The 19,834-nt window shown below is 34.7% G+C and carries 17 protein-coding genes; 11 read left to right on the top strand and 6 right to left on the bottom strand.

What is annotated here, in order from left to right:
* Positions 1 to 13 precede the first annotated feature (13 nt).
* Together OEW74_RS04910 and OEW74_RS04905 are read left to right on the top strand one after the other, a co-directional pair.
* Positions 14 to 2,086, top strand: a complete 2,073-nt coding sequence (locus OEW74_RS04910) for an alpha-ketoacid dehydrogenase subunit alpha/beta (protein WP_265427438.1) — start codon at positions 14 to 16, stop codon at positions 2,084 to 2,086.
* 95 nt (positions 2,087 to 2,181) lie between these two features.
* The gene (locus OEW74_RS04905) at positions 2,182 to 3,213 is read left to right on the top strand and encodes a bestrophin family protein (RefSeq protein WP_265427437.1); all 1,032 of its coding nucleotides are present in this window, start codon (positions 2,182 to 2,184) and stop codon (positions 3,211 to 3,213) included.
* 155 nt (positions 3,214 to 3,368) lie between these two features.
* On the opposite strand, the gene OEW74_RS04900 is transcribed toward OEW74_RS04905, so the two are convergent.
* Positions 3,369 to 3,827, bottom strand: coding sequence for an Lrp/AsnC family transcriptional regulator (locus tag OEW74_RS04900; RefSeq protein ID WP_265427436.1), 459 nt, complete (start codon positions 3,825 to 3,827; stop codon positions 3,369 to 3,371).
* Between the two features lie 145 nt (positions 3,828 to 3,972).
* Here OEW74_RS04900 and OEW74_RS04895 point away from each other — a divergent pair, with 145 nt between their 5' ends.
* Positions 3,973 to 5,202 (top strand): aminotransferase class I/II-fold pyridoxal phosphate-dependent enzyme, encoded by a 1,230-nt coding sequence (locus OEW74_RS04895; RefSeq protein ID WP_265427435.1) that lies wholly within the window; start codon positions 3,973 to 3,975, stop codon positions 5,200 to 5,202.
* Positions 5,203 to 5,540: 338 nt separating this feature from the next.
* Here the strand turns inward: OEW74_RS04895 and OEW74_RS04890 are convergent, their stop codons facing one another.
* A complete protein-coding gene (locus OEW74_RS04890) occupies positions 5,541 to 6,545 on the bottom strand; it encodes a glycosyltransferase (protein WP_265427434.1) in 1,005 nt (334 codons plus the stop codon).
* Between the two features lie 103 nt (positions 6,546 to 6,648).
* On the opposite strand from OEW74_RS04890, the gene OEW74_RS04885 reads away from it, so the two are divergent.
* From OEW74_RS04885 to OEW74_RS04875, 3 genes are all read left to right on the top strand, one after another.
* Complete coding sequence (locus OEW74_RS04885) at positions 6,649 to 7,539, top strand: LysR family transcriptional regulator (protein WP_265427433.1); 891 nt, start codon at positions 6,649 to 6,651, stop codon at positions 7,537 to 7,539.
* A gap of 71 nt (positions 7,540 to 7,610) precedes the next feature.
* A complete protein-coding gene (locus OEW74_RS04880; protein ID WP_265427432.1) occupies positions 7,611 to 8,549 on the top strand; it encodes a YeiH family protein in 939 nt (312 codons plus the stop codon).
* Between the two features lie 346 nt (positions 8,550 to 8,895).
* On the top strand, positions 8,896 to 9,243 hold the full coding sequence (locus tag OEW74_RS04875) for a DUF1622 domain-containing protein (protein WP_265427431.1): 348 nt from the start codon (positions 8,896 to 8,898) through the stop codon (positions 9,241 to 9,243).
* Between the two features lie 29 nt (positions 9,244 to 9,272).
* Here the strand turns inward: OEW74_RS04875 and OEW74_RS04870 are convergent, their stop codons facing one another.
* Both OEW74_RS04870 and OEW74_RS04865 read right to left on the bottom strand, forming a co-directional pair.
* Entirely contained in the window at positions 9,273 to 9,671 is a 399-nt protein-coding gene (locus OEW74_RS04870; RefSeq protein WP_265427430.1) for a branched-chain amino acid ABC transporter substrate-binding protein, read from the bottom strand.
* Positions 9,672 to 9,673: 2 nt separating this feature from the next.
* Complete coding sequence (locus OEW74_RS04865; protein ID WP_265427429.1) at positions 9,674 to 10,843, bottom strand: THUMP domain-containing class I SAM-dependent RNA methyltransferase; 1,170 nt, start codon at positions 10,841 to 10,843, stop codon at positions 9,674 to 9,676.
* A gap of 122 nt (positions 10,844 to 10,965) precedes the next feature.
* On the opposite strand from OEW74_RS04865, the gene OEW74_RS04860 reads away from it, so the two are divergent.
* Both OEW74_RS04860 and OEW74_RS04855 read left to right on the top strand, forming a co-directional pair.
* On the top strand, positions 10,966 to 11,691 hold the full coding sequence (locus tag OEW74_RS04860) for a class I SAM-dependent DNA methyltransferase (RefSeq protein ID WP_265427428.1): 726 nt from the start codon (positions 10,966 to 10,968) through the stop codon (positions 11,689 to 11,691).
* Positions 11,691 to 12,407 (top strand): ZIP family metal transporter, encoded by a 717-nt coding sequence (locus OEW74_RS04855; RefSeq protein ID WP_265427427.1) that lies wholly within the window; start codon positions 11,691 to 11,693, stop codon positions 12,405 to 12,407. Before OEW74_RS04860 ends, OEW74_RS04855 begins: the two co-directional genes overlap by 1 nt.
* A 175-nt stretch (positions 12,408 to 12,582) precedes the next feature.
* On the opposite strand, the gene OEW74_RS04850 is transcribed toward OEW74_RS04855, so the two are convergent.
* Both OEW74_RS04850 and OEW74_RS04845 read right to left on the bottom strand, forming a co-directional pair.
* A complete protein-coding gene (locus OEW74_RS04850) occupies positions 12,583 to 14,010 on the bottom strand; it encodes an OmpP1/FadL family transporter (RefSeq protein ID WP_265427426.1) in 1,428 nt (475 codons plus the stop codon).
* 30 nt (positions 14,011 to 14,040) lie between these two features.
* Positions 14,041 to 15,114: a prolyl-tRNA synthetase gene (locus tag OEW74_RS04845; protein ID WP_265427425.1), complete on the bottom strand. Its 1,074-nt coding sequence runs from the start codon at positions 15,112 to 15,114 to the stop codon at positions 14,041 to 14,043.
* 146 nt (positions 15,115 to 15,260) lie between these two features.
* On the opposite strand from OEW74_RS04845, the gene proS reads away from it, so the two are divergent.
* The 3 genes from proS to OEW74_RS04830 all read left to right on the top strand — a co-directional run bounded on the left by proS (position 15,261) and on the right by OEW74_RS04830 (position 19,605).
* Entirely contained in the window at positions 15,261 to 16,736 is a 1,476-nt protein-coding gene (gene proS / locus OEW74_RS04840; RefSeq protein ID WP_265427424.1) for a proline--tRNA ligase, read from the top strand.
* A gap of 126 nt (positions 16,737 to 16,862) precedes the next feature.
* Positions 16,863 to 18,158, top strand: a complete 1,296-nt coding sequence (locus OEW74_RS04835) for an OmpA family protein (protein WP_265427423.1) — start codon at positions 16,863 to 16,865, stop codon at positions 18,156 to 18,158.
* 124 nt (positions 18,159 to 18,282) lie between these two features.
* Complete coding sequence (locus tag OEW74_RS04830) at positions 18,283 to 19,605, top strand: Nramp family divalent metal transporter (protein ID WP_265427422.1); 1,323 nt, start codon at positions 18,283 to 18,285, stop codon at positions 19,603 to 19,605.
* The last annotated feature ends 229 nt before the right edge of the window (positions 19,606 to 19,834 follow it).

The following is a 19,834-nucleotide window of genomic DNA, read 5'->3' as shown; positions in this document are numbered from 1 at the left end:
ATATTTGCTTCCTATGGAAAATACACTTCACGAGAAAGTTTCAAAAGATATTTTGCTTAAAGCGTACAATCACATAATGCTTGCAAAAGCAATGGCAGATATTTATGAAGAGAACAGAAATGTTACCAAATATGTTCATAGCACATCAAGAGGTCATGAGGCTATTCAGTTGGCAACGGCTTACCAATTAAAAAAAGAAGACTGGGTTTCTCCTTATTACAGAGACGAAAGCATTCTTTTAGGAATAGGTTTTCAGCCTTACCAATTAATGTTACAATTATTAGCAAAAGCAGATGATCCTTTTTCAGGAGGTAGATCATATTATTCTCACCCTTCTAGCAGAGATGAAGACAAACCAAAAATTATTCACCAAAGTTCAGCAACCGGAATGCAGACTATTCCAACTGCTGGAGTTGCTCAAGGAATAAAATATATTCAGGATTTTAATTTACAGCAATTTGAAAACAACCCAGTTGTTGTTTGTAGTCTTGGAGATAATTCTGTGACTGAAGGTGAAGTAAGTGAAGCATTGCAATTTGCAGCTTTACACCAACTTCCTATTATTTTCTTGGTTCAGGATAATGAATGGGGAATTTCAGTTACCAAAGAAGAAGCGAGAACTTGTGATGCCTATGATTTCGTAGCAGGGTTTGAAGGCTTGGGAAGAATGCGAGTTGACGGAACTAATTTCGTTGAAAGCTTCGAGGTGATGAAAAAGGCTGTAGATTTCGTAAGAGCAGAAAGAAAACCTTTGGTTGTTTGTGCAAAAACAGTTTTGATCGGTCACCATACTTCCGGAGTGAGAAGAGAATTCTATAGAGATGAAGAAGATTTAACGAAGCACAGAGCAAAAGACCCAGGAGAGATCTTAAGAAATCAATTGCTTGAATCTGGTGTTGATGAAGAATTATTAAAACAAATCACTAAAAAAGCTCGTCTAGAAGCTGAAGAAGCATTCGAAAAAGCTCAAAAAGCTGAAGACCCGAAGCCTGAAACAGTGATGCAACATATTTTCGCTCCGACTCCTATCATAGAAGAAGTAGGAACTCGTGAACCTGCAGGCGGTGAAAAAATTGTAATGGTAGATGCTGCCATTCACGCTATTCAGGAAATCATGTGGAAACATCCTGAAGCACTGTTGTACGGACAGGATGTTGGTGAAAGAATTGGTGGTGTTTTCCGTGAGACCGTAACTTTAGGGAAGAAATTCGGAAGTAAAAGAGTTTTCAATACAGCAATCCAAGAAGCTTATATCATTGGTTCTACAACCGGAATGAGCGCAGTTGGTTTAAAACCGATTGTTGAAGTACAGTTTGCAGACTATATTTATCCGGGGATCAATCAGTTAATCACGGAAATTTCAAAATCAAGTTATTTAAGTCAGGGTAAATTCCCTGTAAGCAACATCATCCGTGTTCCAATCGGAGCTTACGGAGGTGGTGGACCTTACCACAGTGGAAGTGTTGAAAGTATTTTAGCAAATATTAAAGGGATTAAAATCGCTTATCCAAGCAACGCAGCTGATTTCAAAGGTTTATTAAAAGCAGCTTATTACGACCCGAATCCTGTTATTATGTTAGAGCATAAAGGTTTATACTGGAGCAAAGTTCCCGGAACTGAAGATGCAAAAACGATTGAGCCTGCTGAAGACTATATTTTACCTTTTGGAAAAGGAAAAATCGTAATCGAAGCTGATGATAATCAAATCAAAAAAGGAAATACTGTAGTGGTAATCACTTACGGAATGGGAGTTTATTGGGCTAAAGAAGCCGTAAAGAACTTTGGTGGAAAAGTGGAAGTAATTGATTTAAGAACCCTTATTCCATTGGATGAAGAATTGGTTTTTGAAAGAGTAAAAGCACACGGAAAATGTATCGTTTTAACAGAAGAACAACTTAATAATTCTTTCGCTGAAGCTTTTGCACACCGTATTTCTAAAAACTGCTTCAAATATCTTGATGCTCCTGTAGAAACTATGGGATCGCTTGATACACCTGCAGTTCCAATCAATTTAGTTCTGGAAAAAGAAATGCTTCCAAATGCTGAAAAGCTTACGAAGAAAATTGGTGAAATGCTGAAATATTAATTCAGACAAAAAATAAATAATAAGACCTCTAAAATTTTTAGAGGTTTTTTTGTACACTTTTTGCTAACTTGGTTATACAAAAATTTTACATTTAAATGATTACTACAAAATACGTCAATTACAGGCAGGTTCTTAACTTATCAGGATTCCATTTAATTTTAATTGCTGTTTGGTGTACTTTGATTGCTGTACTTTTTCACGTTTTTCATTGGGACTGGATGATTATTCCCTGGGTTCCGGTTGCTTTGATCGGTACCGCAGAGGCGTTTTTGGTCGGTTTTAAAAATAATCAGGCGTACGACAGATTGTGGGAAGCCAGAAAAATTTGGGGCGGAATTGTCAATTCAAGCCGCTCGTTTGCGTCTATGGTTTATGCTTTTGATACCAACAATGAAAATTTGGGAAAGTTTGATATTGAAGACCGCAAGAAAAAGATTGTTCATCGTCATATTGCATGGTTGTATGCTTTTCGTGAACAGCTTTTGGTTCCAGCTGAATGGGAGCACATTAAAGTAGAAGAAGAACATTTCAAAAATATAGATCACAAACGAAATCGTCTGATAAAGGCAGGTTTTCCCGATTACGGAAGAACTCCTATTTTCCTCAATAAATATTTATCTGAAGAAGAATCCGAACTACAATCCCATTACAAAAACTTTGCAACTTACCTTATTGCTCAACAATCGAAAGATGTGAACGAGCTGAAAAATATGGAAGCCATTTCAGAATTCAATCAGATACAGTTGCAAGACTGTCTTAATGAATTTTATACTTTGCAGGGACAAGCTGAGAGAATTAAAAAATTCCCTTTACCCAGACAGTTTGCGAGTACCGCTTTTGTTTTTAACGTCATTTTTATTATGCTGCTTCCTTTAGGTTTGGTGAGCGAATTTGCCAAGCTTGGAGATTGGGGAATTTGGGCATCTATTCCTTTTTGTATTACAATTGGCTGGATCTATATTATTATGGAATTGGTGGGTGATTATTCTGAAAACCCTTTCGAAGGATTGATGTTTGATATTCCAATGCTTTCGATTTGCAGAAATATAGAGATTGATCTTTTACAGATTGCAGGAGAAAACGATTTACCAGATGCAATAACTTCTAAAAACGGAGTTTTAGTTTAATTTTAAAGCTAAATTCTAAAATACGAACCACTTTGCAGCCCGACTTGAGCGGAAATCCTTTTTTGTTGGTTGAGCTTGTCGAAACCAACAAAAAAGATTGGGAGCGGAAGGCGGAAAAAGCTGCAAAAAACATAATAACCACGTTCGATGGTATACTACAAAATAATTTTGGTTGTATTTTTCACTTCAGAGATTGTAAAAGAGCTGTGTGTACTTGCAATATGCTGCAAAGTTGTGAGTTTGGTCACCATAAAGTTCCTGTAATCATCCATATCTTTCAGGCAGATTTTCAAAATATAATCGTAATCGCCGCTTACATGAAAACATTCGGTAACCTCCTGTAGATTCATTACTTCTTTTTCAAACTGCATCACATATTCTTTTTTGTGCTGTGTTAATTTCACATGGCATAAAATCAAAAACTTTCTGTCAATTTTTGTCTTGTCTACCAAAGCTACATATTTGGAAATGACACCTGAATTTTCGAGCTTTCTGATGCGTTCATACACCGCAGTTACAGAAAGACCAAGCTTGTAAGACAGTTCTTTGGTGGTTTGCTTACAGTCTTCCTGTAAATATTGAAGCAGTTTTTTATCAGTATCATCAAAAGTCATAGATAATATTTTACTAAAATTTAGAATAAGACAAATATAACCAACTTTAAATCTAATAAAATTAAATCTAATAGTTTTATTTTCTAAATAATTAAATTTTAGTTGTTATATACATTGGAAATATTCATTTTTAAAACAAAAAAATATGAACCATTTCAATGCGGCAAATGAAATACAGGATCTTCAGTATTTTGGAGAATTCGGAGGCGTAAATCCTTCAATTTCTGACAGCTCAACCTATACTTTTCTTTCAGCGAAAACAATGTTTGATACTTTCGAAGGTAATGCAGAAGGTTGCTATCTGTATTCAAGACATTCATCTCCGATGAACCTTTACCTTTCTGAGGCTTTAGCAAAAATGGAAAATACTGAAGCAGCTAATGTTACCGCTTCGGGAATGGGTGCGATTACTTCTGTTTTGATGCAGGTTTGCAAATCGGGCGACCATATTATTTCAAGCAGAACAATTTACGGCGGAACGTATGCTTTTATGAAAAATTTTCTGCCGCCTTTCCAAATTGAAACTTCATTTGTAGATATCAATAATTTTGAATCTATAGAAAATGCAATTAACGAAAACACAAAGATTATATATTGCGAAAGTGTAAGCAACCCTCTTTTGGAAGTTGCCGACCTTAGAAAACTTTCAGAGATCTGCAAAAGACATAACCTAAAACTTATTGTAGATAATACTTTCTCTCCACTTACCATCTCTCCTACTCTTTTGGGAGCGGATATTGTGATCCACAGTTTAACAAAATTCATCAACGGAAGCAGTGATACTGTGGGTGGAGTTTATTGTGGAAGTCAGGAATTTATTAATGACACCAAAAATGTAAACAACGGAGCGTGTATGCTTTTAGGTCCTACAATGGATAGTTTCCGTTCGGCAAGTATTCTTAAAAATTTAAGAACGCTTCATATCAGAATGAAACAGCACAGTCACAACGCTTTATTTTTAGCTGAAAGATTTGAGGAAGACGGTTTAAAAGTTTCATATCCGGGTTTAAAATCTCATAAAAATCATGAATTAATGAAAAGCATGATGCATGAAGAATACGGATTTGGTGGATTGCTGACTTTAGATGCCGGAACTACAGACAAAGCCAACGAATTGATGGAAATGATGCAGCAGGAAAATCTGGGTTATTTAGCGGTAAGTTTAGGCTTTTACAAAACATTATTCTCATGCTCCGGAAGCTCAACTTCATCAGAAATTCCTGAAGAAGAACGTGAAGAAATGGGGATTTCTGACGGATTAATAAGATTCTCAATCGGTCTCGATCACGATATCGAACGTACCTACGAAAAGATGAAAGAATGCATGCTCAAAACAGGCGTTCTAAACCATGAAATCACTTCATCCATATTTTAATTATTGTATAAAGGCTGTCAAAATTTTGGCAGCTTTTATTATTTTTCAAAAAAAATTTTGGATTCTAATTGTCATTCTGAACGTAACGAAGTGAAGTGAAGAATCTTTTTATAAGTTGAGATTCTTCCTTCGTCAGAAATCAAAGATTCGGCGTAGCCAATGACAAACTATAATTTAAACTTTATGAAAATGTTTCGGGAAAGCTTCCTCAGGTTTAATTTTTTATTGATTTGATAAAGAGCCACGTTTCAAGCTTCGCGAAGCAAATTTATTTGCCTTTTCCTCTTAAAATCATATGCCACCCAAATAAACCTTTGCGTTAAAAAAACTAAGCAAATTTAAACTTTATGAAAATGTTTAGGAAATGCATCCTCAGGTTTCATCTTTAAAACATTTAATAAAATCCATGATTTTAAGAAACCATATCCGTAAGAAAACATTTGAATATAGGTTGAAATGACTGCCATTCCTGCAATGGCAATGTTTCTAGTAACAATGGTAGCATGAATCAAAACCATGAAAGTGTACAACCCGAAAAGAGAAAGGATAAAACCTTTTCCCAAAATAAAATATTCAATAAATCCTAAAACATAACCCAGCAAAAATAAGCTCGGAAATGCGAAAGAAATTTTCACGTAATTAGGATGTCTTTGATTAAGAATCGGTCTTGCACAACCAAACTGATAGACCTGTTTTGAAAATTTTCCGAAGTCTACTCTTCGTTTGTGATACACTGCAATAGTATCAAAAAAAGCAGTGGTAAAGCCATTTTCCCAAAGCGTCATCGAAAGATCCGGATCTTCACCAATTCTCATCTCCGAAAAACCACCTACTTTTTCAAAAACCTCTTTCTTCACGCCCATATTGAAACTTCTTGGCTGAAATTTTGAAACGGCTTTTTTATTTCCTCTGATTCCGCCTGTTGTAAAAACAGAGGTCATAGAATAGGAAATCGCTTTCTGCATCAGATTAAAACCTTTATGCGCTTTATCGGCTCCACCAAAAGCATCACAAGGAATGGTAAGAATATCTTTTTTAATATTTTCAATATAATCTTTCTCCACAATCACATCACTGTCTACAAAAACCAACCAATCATTTGAAGCTCTTTTTGCACCGTAATTTCTTGATAAACCAGGTCCTGAATTGGTTTTTTTGAAATATTTTATATTTAAAATTTCTTCGAATTGATGGATTGTCGGTTTTAAATCAATCAAAGAACCATCATCTACAATAATCACTTCAAAGTCTTTATCAGTCTGAGAATTAAGTGAATTTAATAGCTCGAAAAGTTCATCTTTTCGGTTAAAAATAGCAACAACGATGGAAATAGTAGGTTTCAAATTGAAAATTTTTCAAAATTAACCATTTTGCGAGACAGTTTGCAAATGTAGAATTGAATTGTTTGTTAAAAACAAAAAATAGTTACTTTTATAAAAAAATCTCATGTCCGATTTCCGACTAAAAGTTTTTCTGGAAGTAAAAAAGCATCTGAATTTCTCTAAAGCTTCCGAAGCTTTATTCATCACCCAACCTGCGGTGAGTAAACACATCAAAACTTTAGAAGATGAGTTAGGAGTTCAGCTTTTTGAACGAACAAAACAAGGCGTGAAATTAACTTTGGAAGGCGAAAAATATTCGGCTTTTGCAGAAGAGATTATGAATCTTTACGAAGAAGGAAAGTTCGTCATGAATCAGGTTAAAAATAAATATGAAGGAACTCTTAAGATTGGCGCGAGTACAACCATTGCACAATATATTCTTCCAAAAATTCTTGCACAATTTGCTTCGCAACACAAAGGAATCGAGATTACTTTATTCAACAATAATACAGAAGAAATTGAAAATTTACTGATTCAGAAAAAAATTGATTTAGGATTTATTGAAGGTATTTCCGGAAAATCTCAGCTGAAATATGCCGAAATTGGAAAAGACGAATTGGTGTGTACTGTAAATGCAAATCATCCTTTGGCCAAAAGAAACAGTTGTTCTGTTCATGATATTTTGCAGTTTCCATGGGTGTTTCGAGAGCAAGGTTCCGGAAGTTTGGATATTTTGAACGTTTATTTAAAACAAATCGGAATTCACAGAAAAGACATTCAAACAGAAGCTTATCTTGGAAGTACTGAAAGCATAAAATCGTATTTGAAAGTATCTGAGTGTATTGGTTTTGTTTCTGTTTATTCTATAACAGACGAAATTCTTGCCGGAAAACTTAAAATTTTAGATATCGATAATCTGGAAATGTTGCGATCTTTCTATTCTGTAGAACTTCATGGTTCATTAAAAGATATTCCAAAACTGTTCTTAAACTTTTTAAATAATAACATAAAGTAATAATATATAATATTTTATCATAAGTGAATGTGATTTTGGTTTCTGAATTTTGTAAAAAGAAATTCATCGTTATGCTACAAAATATTTCACCTTCGCTCAGAAAATTTATTTTCTTTTTTGCTTTATTTATTTGCTTACTTCCATTTATAGATGCGCCTTTAGCATTGGTCTTAGGATTTTTGGTTTCATCAATTGTTCCTGATTCGTTTAAAAAATATCAAGGGAAACTCACTCATTTTCTGTTACAATTTTCTGTGGTTGGTTTAGGATTCGGAATGAATATCCACGAAGCAATGAAAGCCGGGAAAGAAGGATTTGTATTTACAGTGGCATCCATATTTCTCACATTAAGTGCAGGAATTCTTATCGGAAAGTTTTTGAAAATACGAAAAAATACCTCTACCTTAATTTCTGCAGGTACTGCAATTTGTGGCGGAAGTGCAATTGCTGCTATTGCTCCGGTTATAAACGCTGATGAAAATGAAACTTCAGTTTCTTTGGCGACCATTTTTGCACTCAATTCTATTGCGTTATTTCTCTTTCCTGTTTTAGGACATCTTTTAAGCATGGATCAGCATCAATTTGGGCTTTGGTGCGCTGTTGCAATACATGATACAAGTTCGGTTGTTGGTGCATCTTCAAAATTTGGTAATGAAGCTCTTAAAATTGCAACGACGGTAAAATTAGAACGTGCACTTTGGATTATTCCTATAAGTTTGCTTTTTGCATTTATCAATAAAAAGAATGAAACTGGTAAAATAAAAATTCCCTATTTCATTTTTCTGTTTGTGTTAGCAATTGTAGCAAGCTCTTATATTCCAGCTGTGGAAGCTATTTCAGGACACATCGTTTTTCTTGCTAAAAAAGGTTTAACCCTTACTTTATTTCTTATTGGTTCAAACATGAGCATCACTGCACTGAAAGCAGTTGGAATAAAGCCTTTGATTCAGGGTGTTTTGCTTTGGGCGCTTATTTCTGTGGGAAGTTTGTTGGTTATTTTGTGGATCTAAATATTTCTTATATGTCTATCATTTTTGATCATAATAAAAATTTTGACGCAAAGAGCGCAAAGATTTCTTTTAAACAATTCACTGTTTTTAAGCTCGCAAAGGCGTTTCACTTAACTAAGCATACAAAGACTTTTCTAATATGACAAAAAGTGCGCAATAATAATTTCTTATTTAAACTTCTTTTAAAGAACATTCTAAATTAGTAATTTGATTTATAAAATTTGTCACGCTGATTTTGCTGATTACGCAGATTTATTTTTCCATTTTCAAATCTTTAAAACGTATTGGAGCTCAAAAATTAATTAAAATTAGTATCTTAATTTTCTCTTAAAACATTTATACTGCAATGGAAGAAATTAAAATTTATATAGATTATGTTGCCAGAATTATTGAAATCATCGGGGTACTTACAATTTTCGCAGGAGCGGTCATTGCTTTGGTAAAGTATTTATTTTCTATTCAAAGTACCAATCCCAGATCTTATAAAATACTAAAGCAAGAATTAGGAAAAGCAATTTTATTAGGTCTTGAGATTCTTGTTGCCGGAGATATTATCGCAACAGTAGTTACTGAACCGACAATTGATCGCCTTTTAGCTTTAGGATTAATTGTGCTCATCCGTACTTTTCTGAGCATTTCTATTCAGGTTGAAGTGGAAGGTAAATTTCCCTGGCAAAAAAAAGAAGAAATTTAACTGTTTTGTAAAAGAAATAAAAGTATTTTCTACAAGAAAATCCCTGATTGATAATACATAAAAAGCACAAAAGAAATCAACAGCAAAATTACCGAACTGCTAAAAAGAATAAGTTTAAAAGGACTTTTAAAATAAAAAGGCCCAAGATGGTAAAGCGAGAAAAATAGAATGAAAGAAATAGCAAAACCAATAAGAATACAAATTAGTGCACTTTGTATATAGTTTTCTTCCGGAAAAGGATCTTTGAAAACAATAAAATAAAGAATGGAAGCGATCACAAGAAAGCTTCCACTCCATAATTCTGTTGTGTATTTTGATTTTTTAGAATTCGTTGCATTTTTTTCAGAACCCGAAGACGATTTTGAAGAAGATCCAAAACTTAAAAATTCTACAAGAACTTCCAAACCATCAAACAAATCAAAAGGCATATTTATTTTTTATTTTCTTCTAATTTATGAAGTTTTTTCGTTCCTTCATACATTTCATACTGTAAAAATCGGGTTTCCAGTTTTCCGTTGAAAAGTTTTATTTTTCTTGAAGGTCGAAGTCCGATTTTCTTTACCGCTTCTAGGTCTGAAGAAATCAGCCAAGCCAAAGTATTTGGATAATGCGTTTTGAAAGTATCTCCTATTTTTTTGTAAAAATCGTCATCATTGATAGAAATTCGCTCATCATAAGGCGGATTGAAAACCATCAATAACGGGAATAAATCTTTTTTAGAATCAAAGAAATTTTGTCTTCTTACTTCGATGATATCTTCCATTTCTGCAGATTCTATGTTTGTCTCCGCTGCATTCAACATTCTGCCGTCGATATCGTATCCTACAATTTTACCTGTAAATTCTTTCACACGATTAATTCTTACTTCTTTTATTTTTGAAAATAAATCGGCATCATAGTTTTTCCAGTTTTGGAAACCAAACCTTTTTCTGAAAGTCTGCGCCGGAAGATCCAAAGCGATCATTGCCGCTTCAATTAAAAGCGTTCCAGAACCACACATTGGATCAAGGAAATTTCCTTTTCCGTCCCAACCTGCCAATTGAAGCATTCCGCTTGCTAAAACTTCGTTGATTGGCGCTTCACCCTGCTCTTTTCTGTAACCTCTTTTAAACAAAGCATCTCCTGAAGAATCTAATGAAATGGTCACCAATTCTCTGTCGATGTGCAAATGAAATTTGATATCCGGAGATTTTGTTTCAATACTTGGTCTTTTCCCGTATTTATTTTGGAAATAATCTACGATGGCATCTTTCATTTTGAAAGTCATAAACTGAGAATGACTGAATCTTTCCGAGTTTACGGTAGAATCGATGGCAAAAGTCTGATTGACATCCATAAATTCGTCCCATTCAAATTTGAAAAGTTTATCGTAGTATTTGCTTTCGTTATAAGCTTTAAACTCTTCAATCGGAACCAAAACTTTTAATGCAGTTCTTGCAGCATAATTGATTTTATATAAAAAACCTAAATCACCTTCACAGTTTACTGCACGATTCTTAAGTTCTACATTTCTTCCACCAAGTTTCTTAACTTCCTCAGCAAGAATAGGTTCTAATCCGAAGAATGTTTTTATCTGAATTTTTAGATTTTCTGTATCCATTTTGCAAAAATAGTCATTTTAGTTGTTGGTTGTCAGTTTATAGTTGATAGAAATCGCTCTATCTTATAAAAACCATCAACCAACAACGATGTACCATCAATCAAAAACACTATTTTTGCATCATGGAATGGTTTGAATCTTGGTTTGATACCCCTTATTATCACTTATTATACAGCAACAGAGATTACACAGAAGCTGAAAATTTTATCACTAAGCTTACTTCAGAGTTGAAGCTTCCTCAGTCGGCAAAAATCATTGATCTTGCTTGTGGAAAGGGAAGACACTCGGTTTTTCTTAATAAATTGGGTTACGATGTATTGGGATTAGATCTTTCCCGCCAAAGTATTGAACATAATAAACAGTTTGAAAATCAAACGTTGATTTTTGATGTTCACGATATGCGAAATCCTATTGATTACGATCCTGTAGATGCGGTTTTTAATCTTTTTACAAGCTTCGGATATTTTGATAATGAAGAAGATGATAAAAAAGTTTTTCAATCGGTTTGCAATGCCTTGAAAAAAGACGGCTATTTTGTTTTGGACTATCTGAATGAAGAGTTCGTAAGAAATACTTTGGTTCCGGAAACGGTTATCAGCAAGGAAGGAATTGATTTTAAAATTTCTAAAAAAATCGAAGACAGACATATTATTAAAAATATAAGATTTGAAGCAGACGGAAAATCTCATCATTTTTTTGAAAAAGTAAAGCTTCATACTTTAGAAACCATTAAAAACTACGCTGAAGAAAGCGGTTTTGAGAGAGTTAAAATCTGGGGAGATTATCAGTTGAATAATTTCAACAAAGATGTTTCGCCACGTTGTATCAATTTATTTAAGAAAAAATAATGATTTTCATTCTTCTTATTTTAAGTGTTGTTGCCGGAGTTTTACTCGGTAAATATTTTGGGCAAAAAGAAAAATTTTCCAAAAATCTATTGATCTTAAGTGCCGGATTTTTAATTACCATTTGCTTAAATGAAGTTTTCCCGCAGGTTTACACTTCAGACATCGGTAATCTCGGAATTTTCGTTATTGGCGGAGTTTTGCTGCAGATGATTCTTGAAGCTTTAACGAAAGGTTTTGAGCATGGCCATTTTCATCATCACGGAGAAAGCAATATTCTTCCGATAGCATTAATGGTCGGGCTTTTTATTCATGCTTTTATTGAAGGAATTCCTTTGGCGAATGAGACCAATCCGTTTTCACCTTATCTGTTGGGAATTTTGTTTCATAACTTGCCTATTTCTTTTATTTTGGGAGCATTTTTGTTTAACAGAACAAATTCAAAAATATCTTATCCCTCAATATTAATTGTTGGTTTATTTGCTTTAGCATCACCTTTCGGGATGCTTTTAGGAAATTATTTCAATCCAGCTTGGCAACCTTACTTTTTAGCCATTGTAGGTGGAATCTTCCTGCATATTTCTTCTGTTATTATATTTGAAAGTAATAAAAATCACAATATTGATTGGTCTAAAATAGGATTGGTTATCTTGGGAGTTTCGTTAGCTTTAATGATGCATTTATTTCATGATCATTCTCATGTAGGACATCATCATTAAATTTAAATTTGCCACGAATGCACGAATATTTCTTAAGCATATTAATAATTTGTGCATTCGTGGCTAATAAATTTCCAAAGCTGATTAATTTGAAGTACAATAAAAAATATAGAAAAAAGTAAAAAGGCTTCGAGAAATTTTCCCGAAGCCTTTTTTATATTTTAGAAATAATATCTTAGAATTTCCAACCAATAGTTAGGAAGAAATTATTTCTGATATTCTTAACATCTGAAACTACTGAATTTGGCGTAGCTACATCAAAATCACCTGAATAATATCCTGTTCCGAAGCTTTCGTTTCCGCTTAAGAAAGGATTTTTATATTTAGAACTGATGTTTTGATACGCTGCATCAACATAGAATTTACCAAAATCATATCCGATACCTGCACCAATCGTGTTTCTTGCTCCTAAGATTAAGTCGCTATAATTAGTATCTCCAGCTTGACCATTATTAGAATACGCACTGATCGTCATTGCATCAAACGGACTTGAAGCGTAAGAATAACCTCCTCTCAATCTGAAAGCTTTGATTCTGTATTCTGCCCCAACTTTTACTTCTGATAAATTTTTGTATGAATCGCTAAAGAAAGAATTCAATTCGGTTTCTGCAGCTCCCTGAACTTTATATTTAGGTTTCGTTAATCCTAAAGTATAATCTACGTTAATCGCAAAGTTCTTTGAAGGAACAAAAGCACCACTTAAAGTAGCTTTCATCGGTGATCTGAAAGATCTGTCTTCGGTAAAGTTATCATAATAAATCAATCCGTCAGATCCTGTATAATAATCTGAGTAGATTCTATCTATGTTCCACCATGTTGGGGTTTCAATTGAAGCTCCCAATCTAAACTGATTAGTAATCTTACCAATTACCCCCAAAGTTGCAGAAAAACCGTTTGATTTTTCAGAAAAAGGAGTGTATTGTTTATCAAATGAATAGATTGTATTGTCTAAATCTAACCCAAAATTGGCGCTGTCATATTGCTCTAAATCTGCATAATGCATATTAATACTTGCTCCAAGATATAAAGAGTTGTTGTAATTGGCACCTACCCCAAGATTAAATTTAGTTTGAGTTCCGTATCTGTTATAAGCATGCCCTAAATAAGCAAGATTACCTACCACAGCATTTCCTGAACCGTCAACAAGATTTTTGGGAATTGAAATATTGGTATTCCCCGCAGTTTCTACATAGTTTTCAAGCGACTGTGTAGAAATACTTGCTCCCAAATTAATAAACTTCCAAGGAGTTTCTGTCATCAACTGAAAAGCTGCAACACCGCTCGCATTTCCGATATTTGCTTTAGTAATATTATAATTTACTGAAGATCCAGCTAAAGTGCTTGTGTTTTTATTACCCGTAACAGATAACGTTGCGGAAACATCACCTGCAATTGCAACACCCAAACCTGCCGGGTTGGTAAGAAGTGATGTAGCATCACCTCCCAAAGCTCCGTTAGATCCTACCATCGCATTAAACTTTGATGATCCAACCATTGGTGTGTTAGAATAAACATCAATTGAATTTCTTATCGTCGATATATCCTGAGCTTGCAAATAGAATGCTGCAGTCACACCTATTAATACTAGAGATTTTTTTAACATTATTTTTTTTAATAGTTATTAAGTTGAATATTATCTACCACCAGATCTGAAACCGCCGCCTCCGCCGGATCTCATACCTCCTCCGCCTCCGGAAGAACCTCCTCTGAAGCCGCCACTGCTACTTCCAGAATTAAAACCTCCTGATCTGAAACCTCCGTTATCACTCGGTCTTGTACTTTCATTTCTGTATCTTGGTTGAGATTGTTGCTGATTGTAGTTATAGTTTGGTCTTGTAGGTCTTACACCATTATTCATATTAGGTCTCATCCCATTATTAGGGTTACGATAACCTCCGTTGTTTGTTCTATACCCTCCATAATTCATATTGTTAGGCTGTCTGTAAGAACCAGCTCTCATACTTGAATTATTATTTCTGAAACCAGCTCCGTTATTATATGAGCTTTTTAAAGCAGAATCATTCGTTCTGTAAGCTCCCGGTCCAGAAGTACCAAATCTTCCGTTTGCTCCGCTTCTTGCATAAGGAATTCTGTTATAATAGCCACCCCATCCCCAATAAGGATTTCCGTAGTAACCACCCCAGTAAGGGTTATATCCCCAATAATTATTCCAGCCATAGTTCCAGCCCATTCCCCAATAAGGATTGTAGCCTCCCCATCCCCAAGAGTTACCCCAGCCGAAAGAAATTCCCATTCCCCAACCAGATCCCCAATAAGGACTTCCGTAATAGCCACCCCAACCCCAAGGATAACCCCAACCCATCATTCCCCACGAATTGTCGTAGTAGTTGGTTTCATTTCCTGCAAAATTACCCCAGTCAGAATCGGTAGCATTACCATTCCAATTAGAATTGTTCCAGTTGCTGTAACGATTATCTTGTTGAGCAGCGTTTATTTGAGCGTTTTGAACCAAGTTAGAGTCATCCTGATAATAATCATAATATTCTCCTACTCTGTTTCCGTCATTACCATTGATGATCACACCTTCCGGCAACGTATCTTTATTTGGGTCGTAATACACCCCATCGGTCTCGCTATATCCACCCATCTGTGCGCCACAAGACATTAACAGTAATCCACCTGCAACTGCCAAAACACCTTTCGATTTTAGCATTCCAAGTAAATTTTTATGTATATTTCTTTTCATGATAATGTAAAAATTTTTAATTTAAATTATATTTGCATTCTGTACCAAAAATATACCAACTTATTGGTAACAAAAATCTATCAAAAATAGATTTTTATTTTTAGATTACATAATTTTAGAAAAGTTAAAATATTAAAAAAAAATTAATGGCAAAATTAACTTCAAGAAGCGAAGACTACAGCAAATGGTATAATGAATTGGTTGTGAAAGCTGATTTGGCTGAAAACTCAGGCGTGAGAGGCTCTATGGTTATAAAACCATACGGATATGCAATCTGGGAAAAAATGCGTGATGAGATGGACAAAAAGTTCAAAGAAACCGGTCACGTTAATGCTTACTTCCCGCTTTTTGTGCCCAAAAGCTTGTTTGAAGCTGAAGAAAAAAACGCTGAAGGTTTTGCTAAAGAATGCGCTGTAGTAACGCATTACAGACTAAAAAATGATCCAGATAATCCGGGAAAATTAATTGTAGATCCTGAAGCTAAATTAGAAGAAGAGCTTATTGTAAGACCTACTTCTGAGGCAATCATCTGGAATACCTATAAAGGCTGGATTCAGTCATACAGAGATTTACCAATTCTTATCAACCAATGGGCAAATGTTGTACGTTGGGAAATGAGAACCCGTCTATTCTTAAGAACTTCAGAATTTTTATGGCAGGAAGGTCACACGGCTCATGCTACCAAAGACGAAGCGGTAGAAGAAGCAGAAAAAATGAATAAAGTATATGCAGATTTTGCTGAAAACTTTATGGCAATGCCGGTTGTGCAAGGTTTAAAAACACCTTCAGAAAGATTTGCGGGTGCAGACGAAACCTATTGTATCGAGGCATTAATGCAGGACGGAAAAGCGCTTCAGGCAGGAACTTCTCACTTCCTTGGACAAAATTTCGCGAAAGCATTCGACGTGAAATTTACCAATAAAGAAGGTAAAATAGAACACGCATGGGCGACTTCTTGGGGAACTTCCACCCGTTTAATGGGTGCTTTAATTATGACGCACTCTGATGATCTTGGATTAGTACTTCCTCCAACTTTGGCACCAATTCAGGTGGTAATTGTTCCTATTTTCAAAGGAGAAGAGCAATTAAATCAAATAAGTGAAGTAGCATTGGATATTCAAAATAAATTGAAGCTGAAAGGAATTTCGGTGAAATTTGATAATGATACTCAAAACAAACCAGGCTGGAAATTTGCAGAATATGAATTAAAAGGTGTTCCATTGAGAATTGCAATGGGACCTAGAGATTTAGAAAACAAATCTGTAGAAATCGCAAGAAGAGATAACCTTACGAAAGAAACGCGTCCATTGGAAGGTTTAGATTCTTACATCGAAGATTTATTGAAAACCATTCAGCAGGATTTATATACAAAAGCTTTAAACTTCAGAAAAGACAATCTGACGAAAGTAGATTCTTACGAAGAATTTAAAAAAGTTTTAGAAGAAAAGCCAGGATTTATCTACGCACATTGGGACGGAACTGCTGAAGAAGAAGAGCAGATTAAAGAAGAAACCAAAGCTACTATCAGATGTATTCCTTTAGATGATGATATTGAAGAAGGTGTTTCTTTGATTTCTGGAAAGCCATCAAAAAGACGAGTTTTGTTTGCCAAAGCTTATTAAAATCTTAACATAATAATTATTAAATCTGCAAAAATTTTAAGAATTTTTGCAGATTTTTTTTGAAACAAATAATTTGGATAGATTTTTGATTAAATTTATCTCACATTAACTTCAAAATAAATTAATATGTCATTAAACATCATTGACCTTATCAAAGGGCAGCTAGGTTCTGCATTTGTTTCTCAGGCTGCATCGCAACTTGGAGAAAGTGAAGCTGGAGTTTCTAAAGCCATTTCTGGTTTACTTCCGGTGATTGTAGGCGGATTAGCCAACAATTCTGACAATCCTACAGTATTAGATTCTATTTCAAATGCTTCTTCGCAAGGTATTTTGGGGAATTTATTAGACACCGCATCTAACAATTCTATGGTTTCAGGACTGCTATCATCAATTTTTGGCGATAAGCTCAGCGGAATTATCAATACCATTGCAACTTATGCAGGTATCAGCAACAATTCTTCATCTTCGTTATTAAATTTGGTAACCGGTGCAACAGTAGGTTCTGTAGGAAAATATGCTGCAGAAAATAATCTAGACAAATCTGGAATTTCATCATTATTAAATGATCAGAAAGGAATTGTTTCTACACTTTTACCAGCCGGACTTTCGTTAGCATCTTTAAATGTGGGCGATTGGGTAAAAGGTTATAAGTTTGACAATGACAACGATACCATTGCATCAACTCCACACGAAGAACCAAAAGTAGAAGTTACCCGAAGCGTTGCAGATGGCGGTACTTTCCCAAACAACCCGACTCCTTCCGAAGGTGGATCTATATGGAAATGGCTTCTCCCATTGTTACTTTTAATTGCAGCATCATATTTCTTATGGAAACAGTGTGAGAAAAAGGAAACTACGTCTACAACAACTGTTTCTGGTGACAGCTTAAATACTGTAAATGATACGATGTCGACACAAAACGACACAACCACAATGACGACCACCAAAGTTGATGAAGATATCGATCTTAATGGAACAGCATTGAAAGGTTATAAAGGTGGACTGGAAGATCAAATGATTACTTTTCTAAAATCTGATGGCTACAAAAACGCTGCAAACGATGATGCTTTAAAAGATAAATGGTATGATTTTGACCATGTAAATTTTAAAATAGGAAGTGCGAATGCTTTAGAAGCAGGATCTGAAGGACAATTACAAAATTTAGTAGCGATTTTAAAAGCATATCCTGATGCAAAAATTAAAATTGGAGGTTATACTGACAAAACAGGTGATGAAGCTAAAAATAAAAAGCTATCTTCAGACAGAGCTCATTTCATTAAAGATTGGTTAGGAAAACAAGGTGTTGGAACACAAGTTATTGCTGCCGATGGGTACGGAAGTGAATTTGCTAAAGTTGATGCAGCAGCTTCAAATGAAGAAAGAGCAGTTGACAGAAAAATGTCTGTAAGATTCGCAAAATAATTTCTTTTTAAAATACAAAATGAATCCCGAAAGTTTTTTTCGGGATTTTTTTATGAGAATTTTATGTTCATTTCATTTATTTAATTAAATTTGTTAGTCATTTCTAACAATGACTCGATTCAATATGAAAAACGCTTGGCGAAAAGATAAAACATCCCATTCATTACCAGAGGTATTCTCTTCTATTTCTATTCCTAAAAAATCAGGATTTTGGAGGAAATATCTTGCATTTGCAGGTCCTGGATTGATGGTTGCAGTAGGTTATATGGATCCGGGAAACTGGGCAACCGATATTGCAGGTGGATCACAATTTGGCTACACTTTACTTTCGGTAATTCTTATTTCTAATATTTTCGCAATGGTTTTGCAGCACTTGTCGGTAAAACTAGGGGTTGTTGCCGAAAGAGATTTAGCGCAGGCTTGTAGAGATCATTTTAAACCGACTACCAATTTTATTCTTTGGGTATTTTGTGAAATTGCTATCGCCGCCTGTGATTTGGCAGAAGTTATCGGTTCAGCAATTGCTTTAAATCTACTTTTTGGAATTCCATTGACTTGGGGGATTGTGATTACTACGATTGATGTATTAATTATCTTATTGCTTCAGGCAAAGGGTTTTCGTTGGATAGAAAGTATTGTTGCAGGTTTAATGTTTATAATTTTGGTCTGTTTTGGGTACGAAATTATCATTTCGAAACCAGAAATAAATGCCATTTTAGGAGGATTAATTCCGCAAAAAGAAATCATCACCAATCCGGCAATGCTCTACATCGGAATAGGAATTTTGGGCGCAACCGTAATGCCCCACAATTTGTATTTACACAGCAGTATTGTACAAACCCGCGATTATACAAGAGATAGAGAAGGAAAAAAAGAGGCCATAAAATTTGCAACTTTAGACAGTACGGTTTCTTTACTGCTCGCTTTTTTCATAAACGCTGCTATTTTAATTTTAGCTGCAGCCACTTTTCATACCACAGGAAATGAGCACGTTGCCGATATCCATGATGCCTATAAAATGCTGACTCCAATTTTAGGTGTTTCTATGGCAAGTATCGCTTTTGCAATTGCACTTTTAGCTTCCGGGCAAAATTCTACATTAACAGGAACTCTTGCGGGACAAATTGTAATGGAAGGATTTTTAAATATCAGATTAAAACCTTGGTTGAGAAGATTAATTACACGACTGATCGCGGTAATTCCAGCATTAATTGTAACCATTATTTATGGAGAACACGGAACAACAGATCTTTTGGTTTTAAGTCAGGTCATTTTGTCGATGCAACTGAGTTTTGCTGTGGTTCCTTTAGTGATTTTTACCAATGATAAAGCAAAAATGGGCGAATTTGTGAATAAACCATTCCTAAAAATCTGTGTCTGGTTTATTTCTGCTGTTATCATTGTTCTGAATCTTTATCTTTTGTATCAAACATTTTTTGGAGAATAGTTTTTATTTTTTCAGGAGCTATTCCCGCTTTCCGCACTCGCTGTTTTTTTGATTTTGGTTGCGGCGGCTTTGCCGTCGCAACCAAAATCAAAAAAACGAGCTCAAACAATTGCGCAATCTGGGCTAAAAAATAGGGCTGTAAACAGTTAAAATACAGCATTTAAATTAGAGAATTATTTTAAAACTCACATTATCCAAACCACCCCGACAAAAATTTCTTTGAAATTTT

The sequence above is a fragment of the Chryseobacterium sp. YIM B08800 genome, from assembly GCF_026163565.1.
Lineage (GTDB): Bacteria > Bacteroidota > Bacteroidia > Flavobacteriales > Weeksellaceae > Chryseobacterium.
This window is presented reverse-complemented; position numbering and strand designations above follow the sequence as displayed.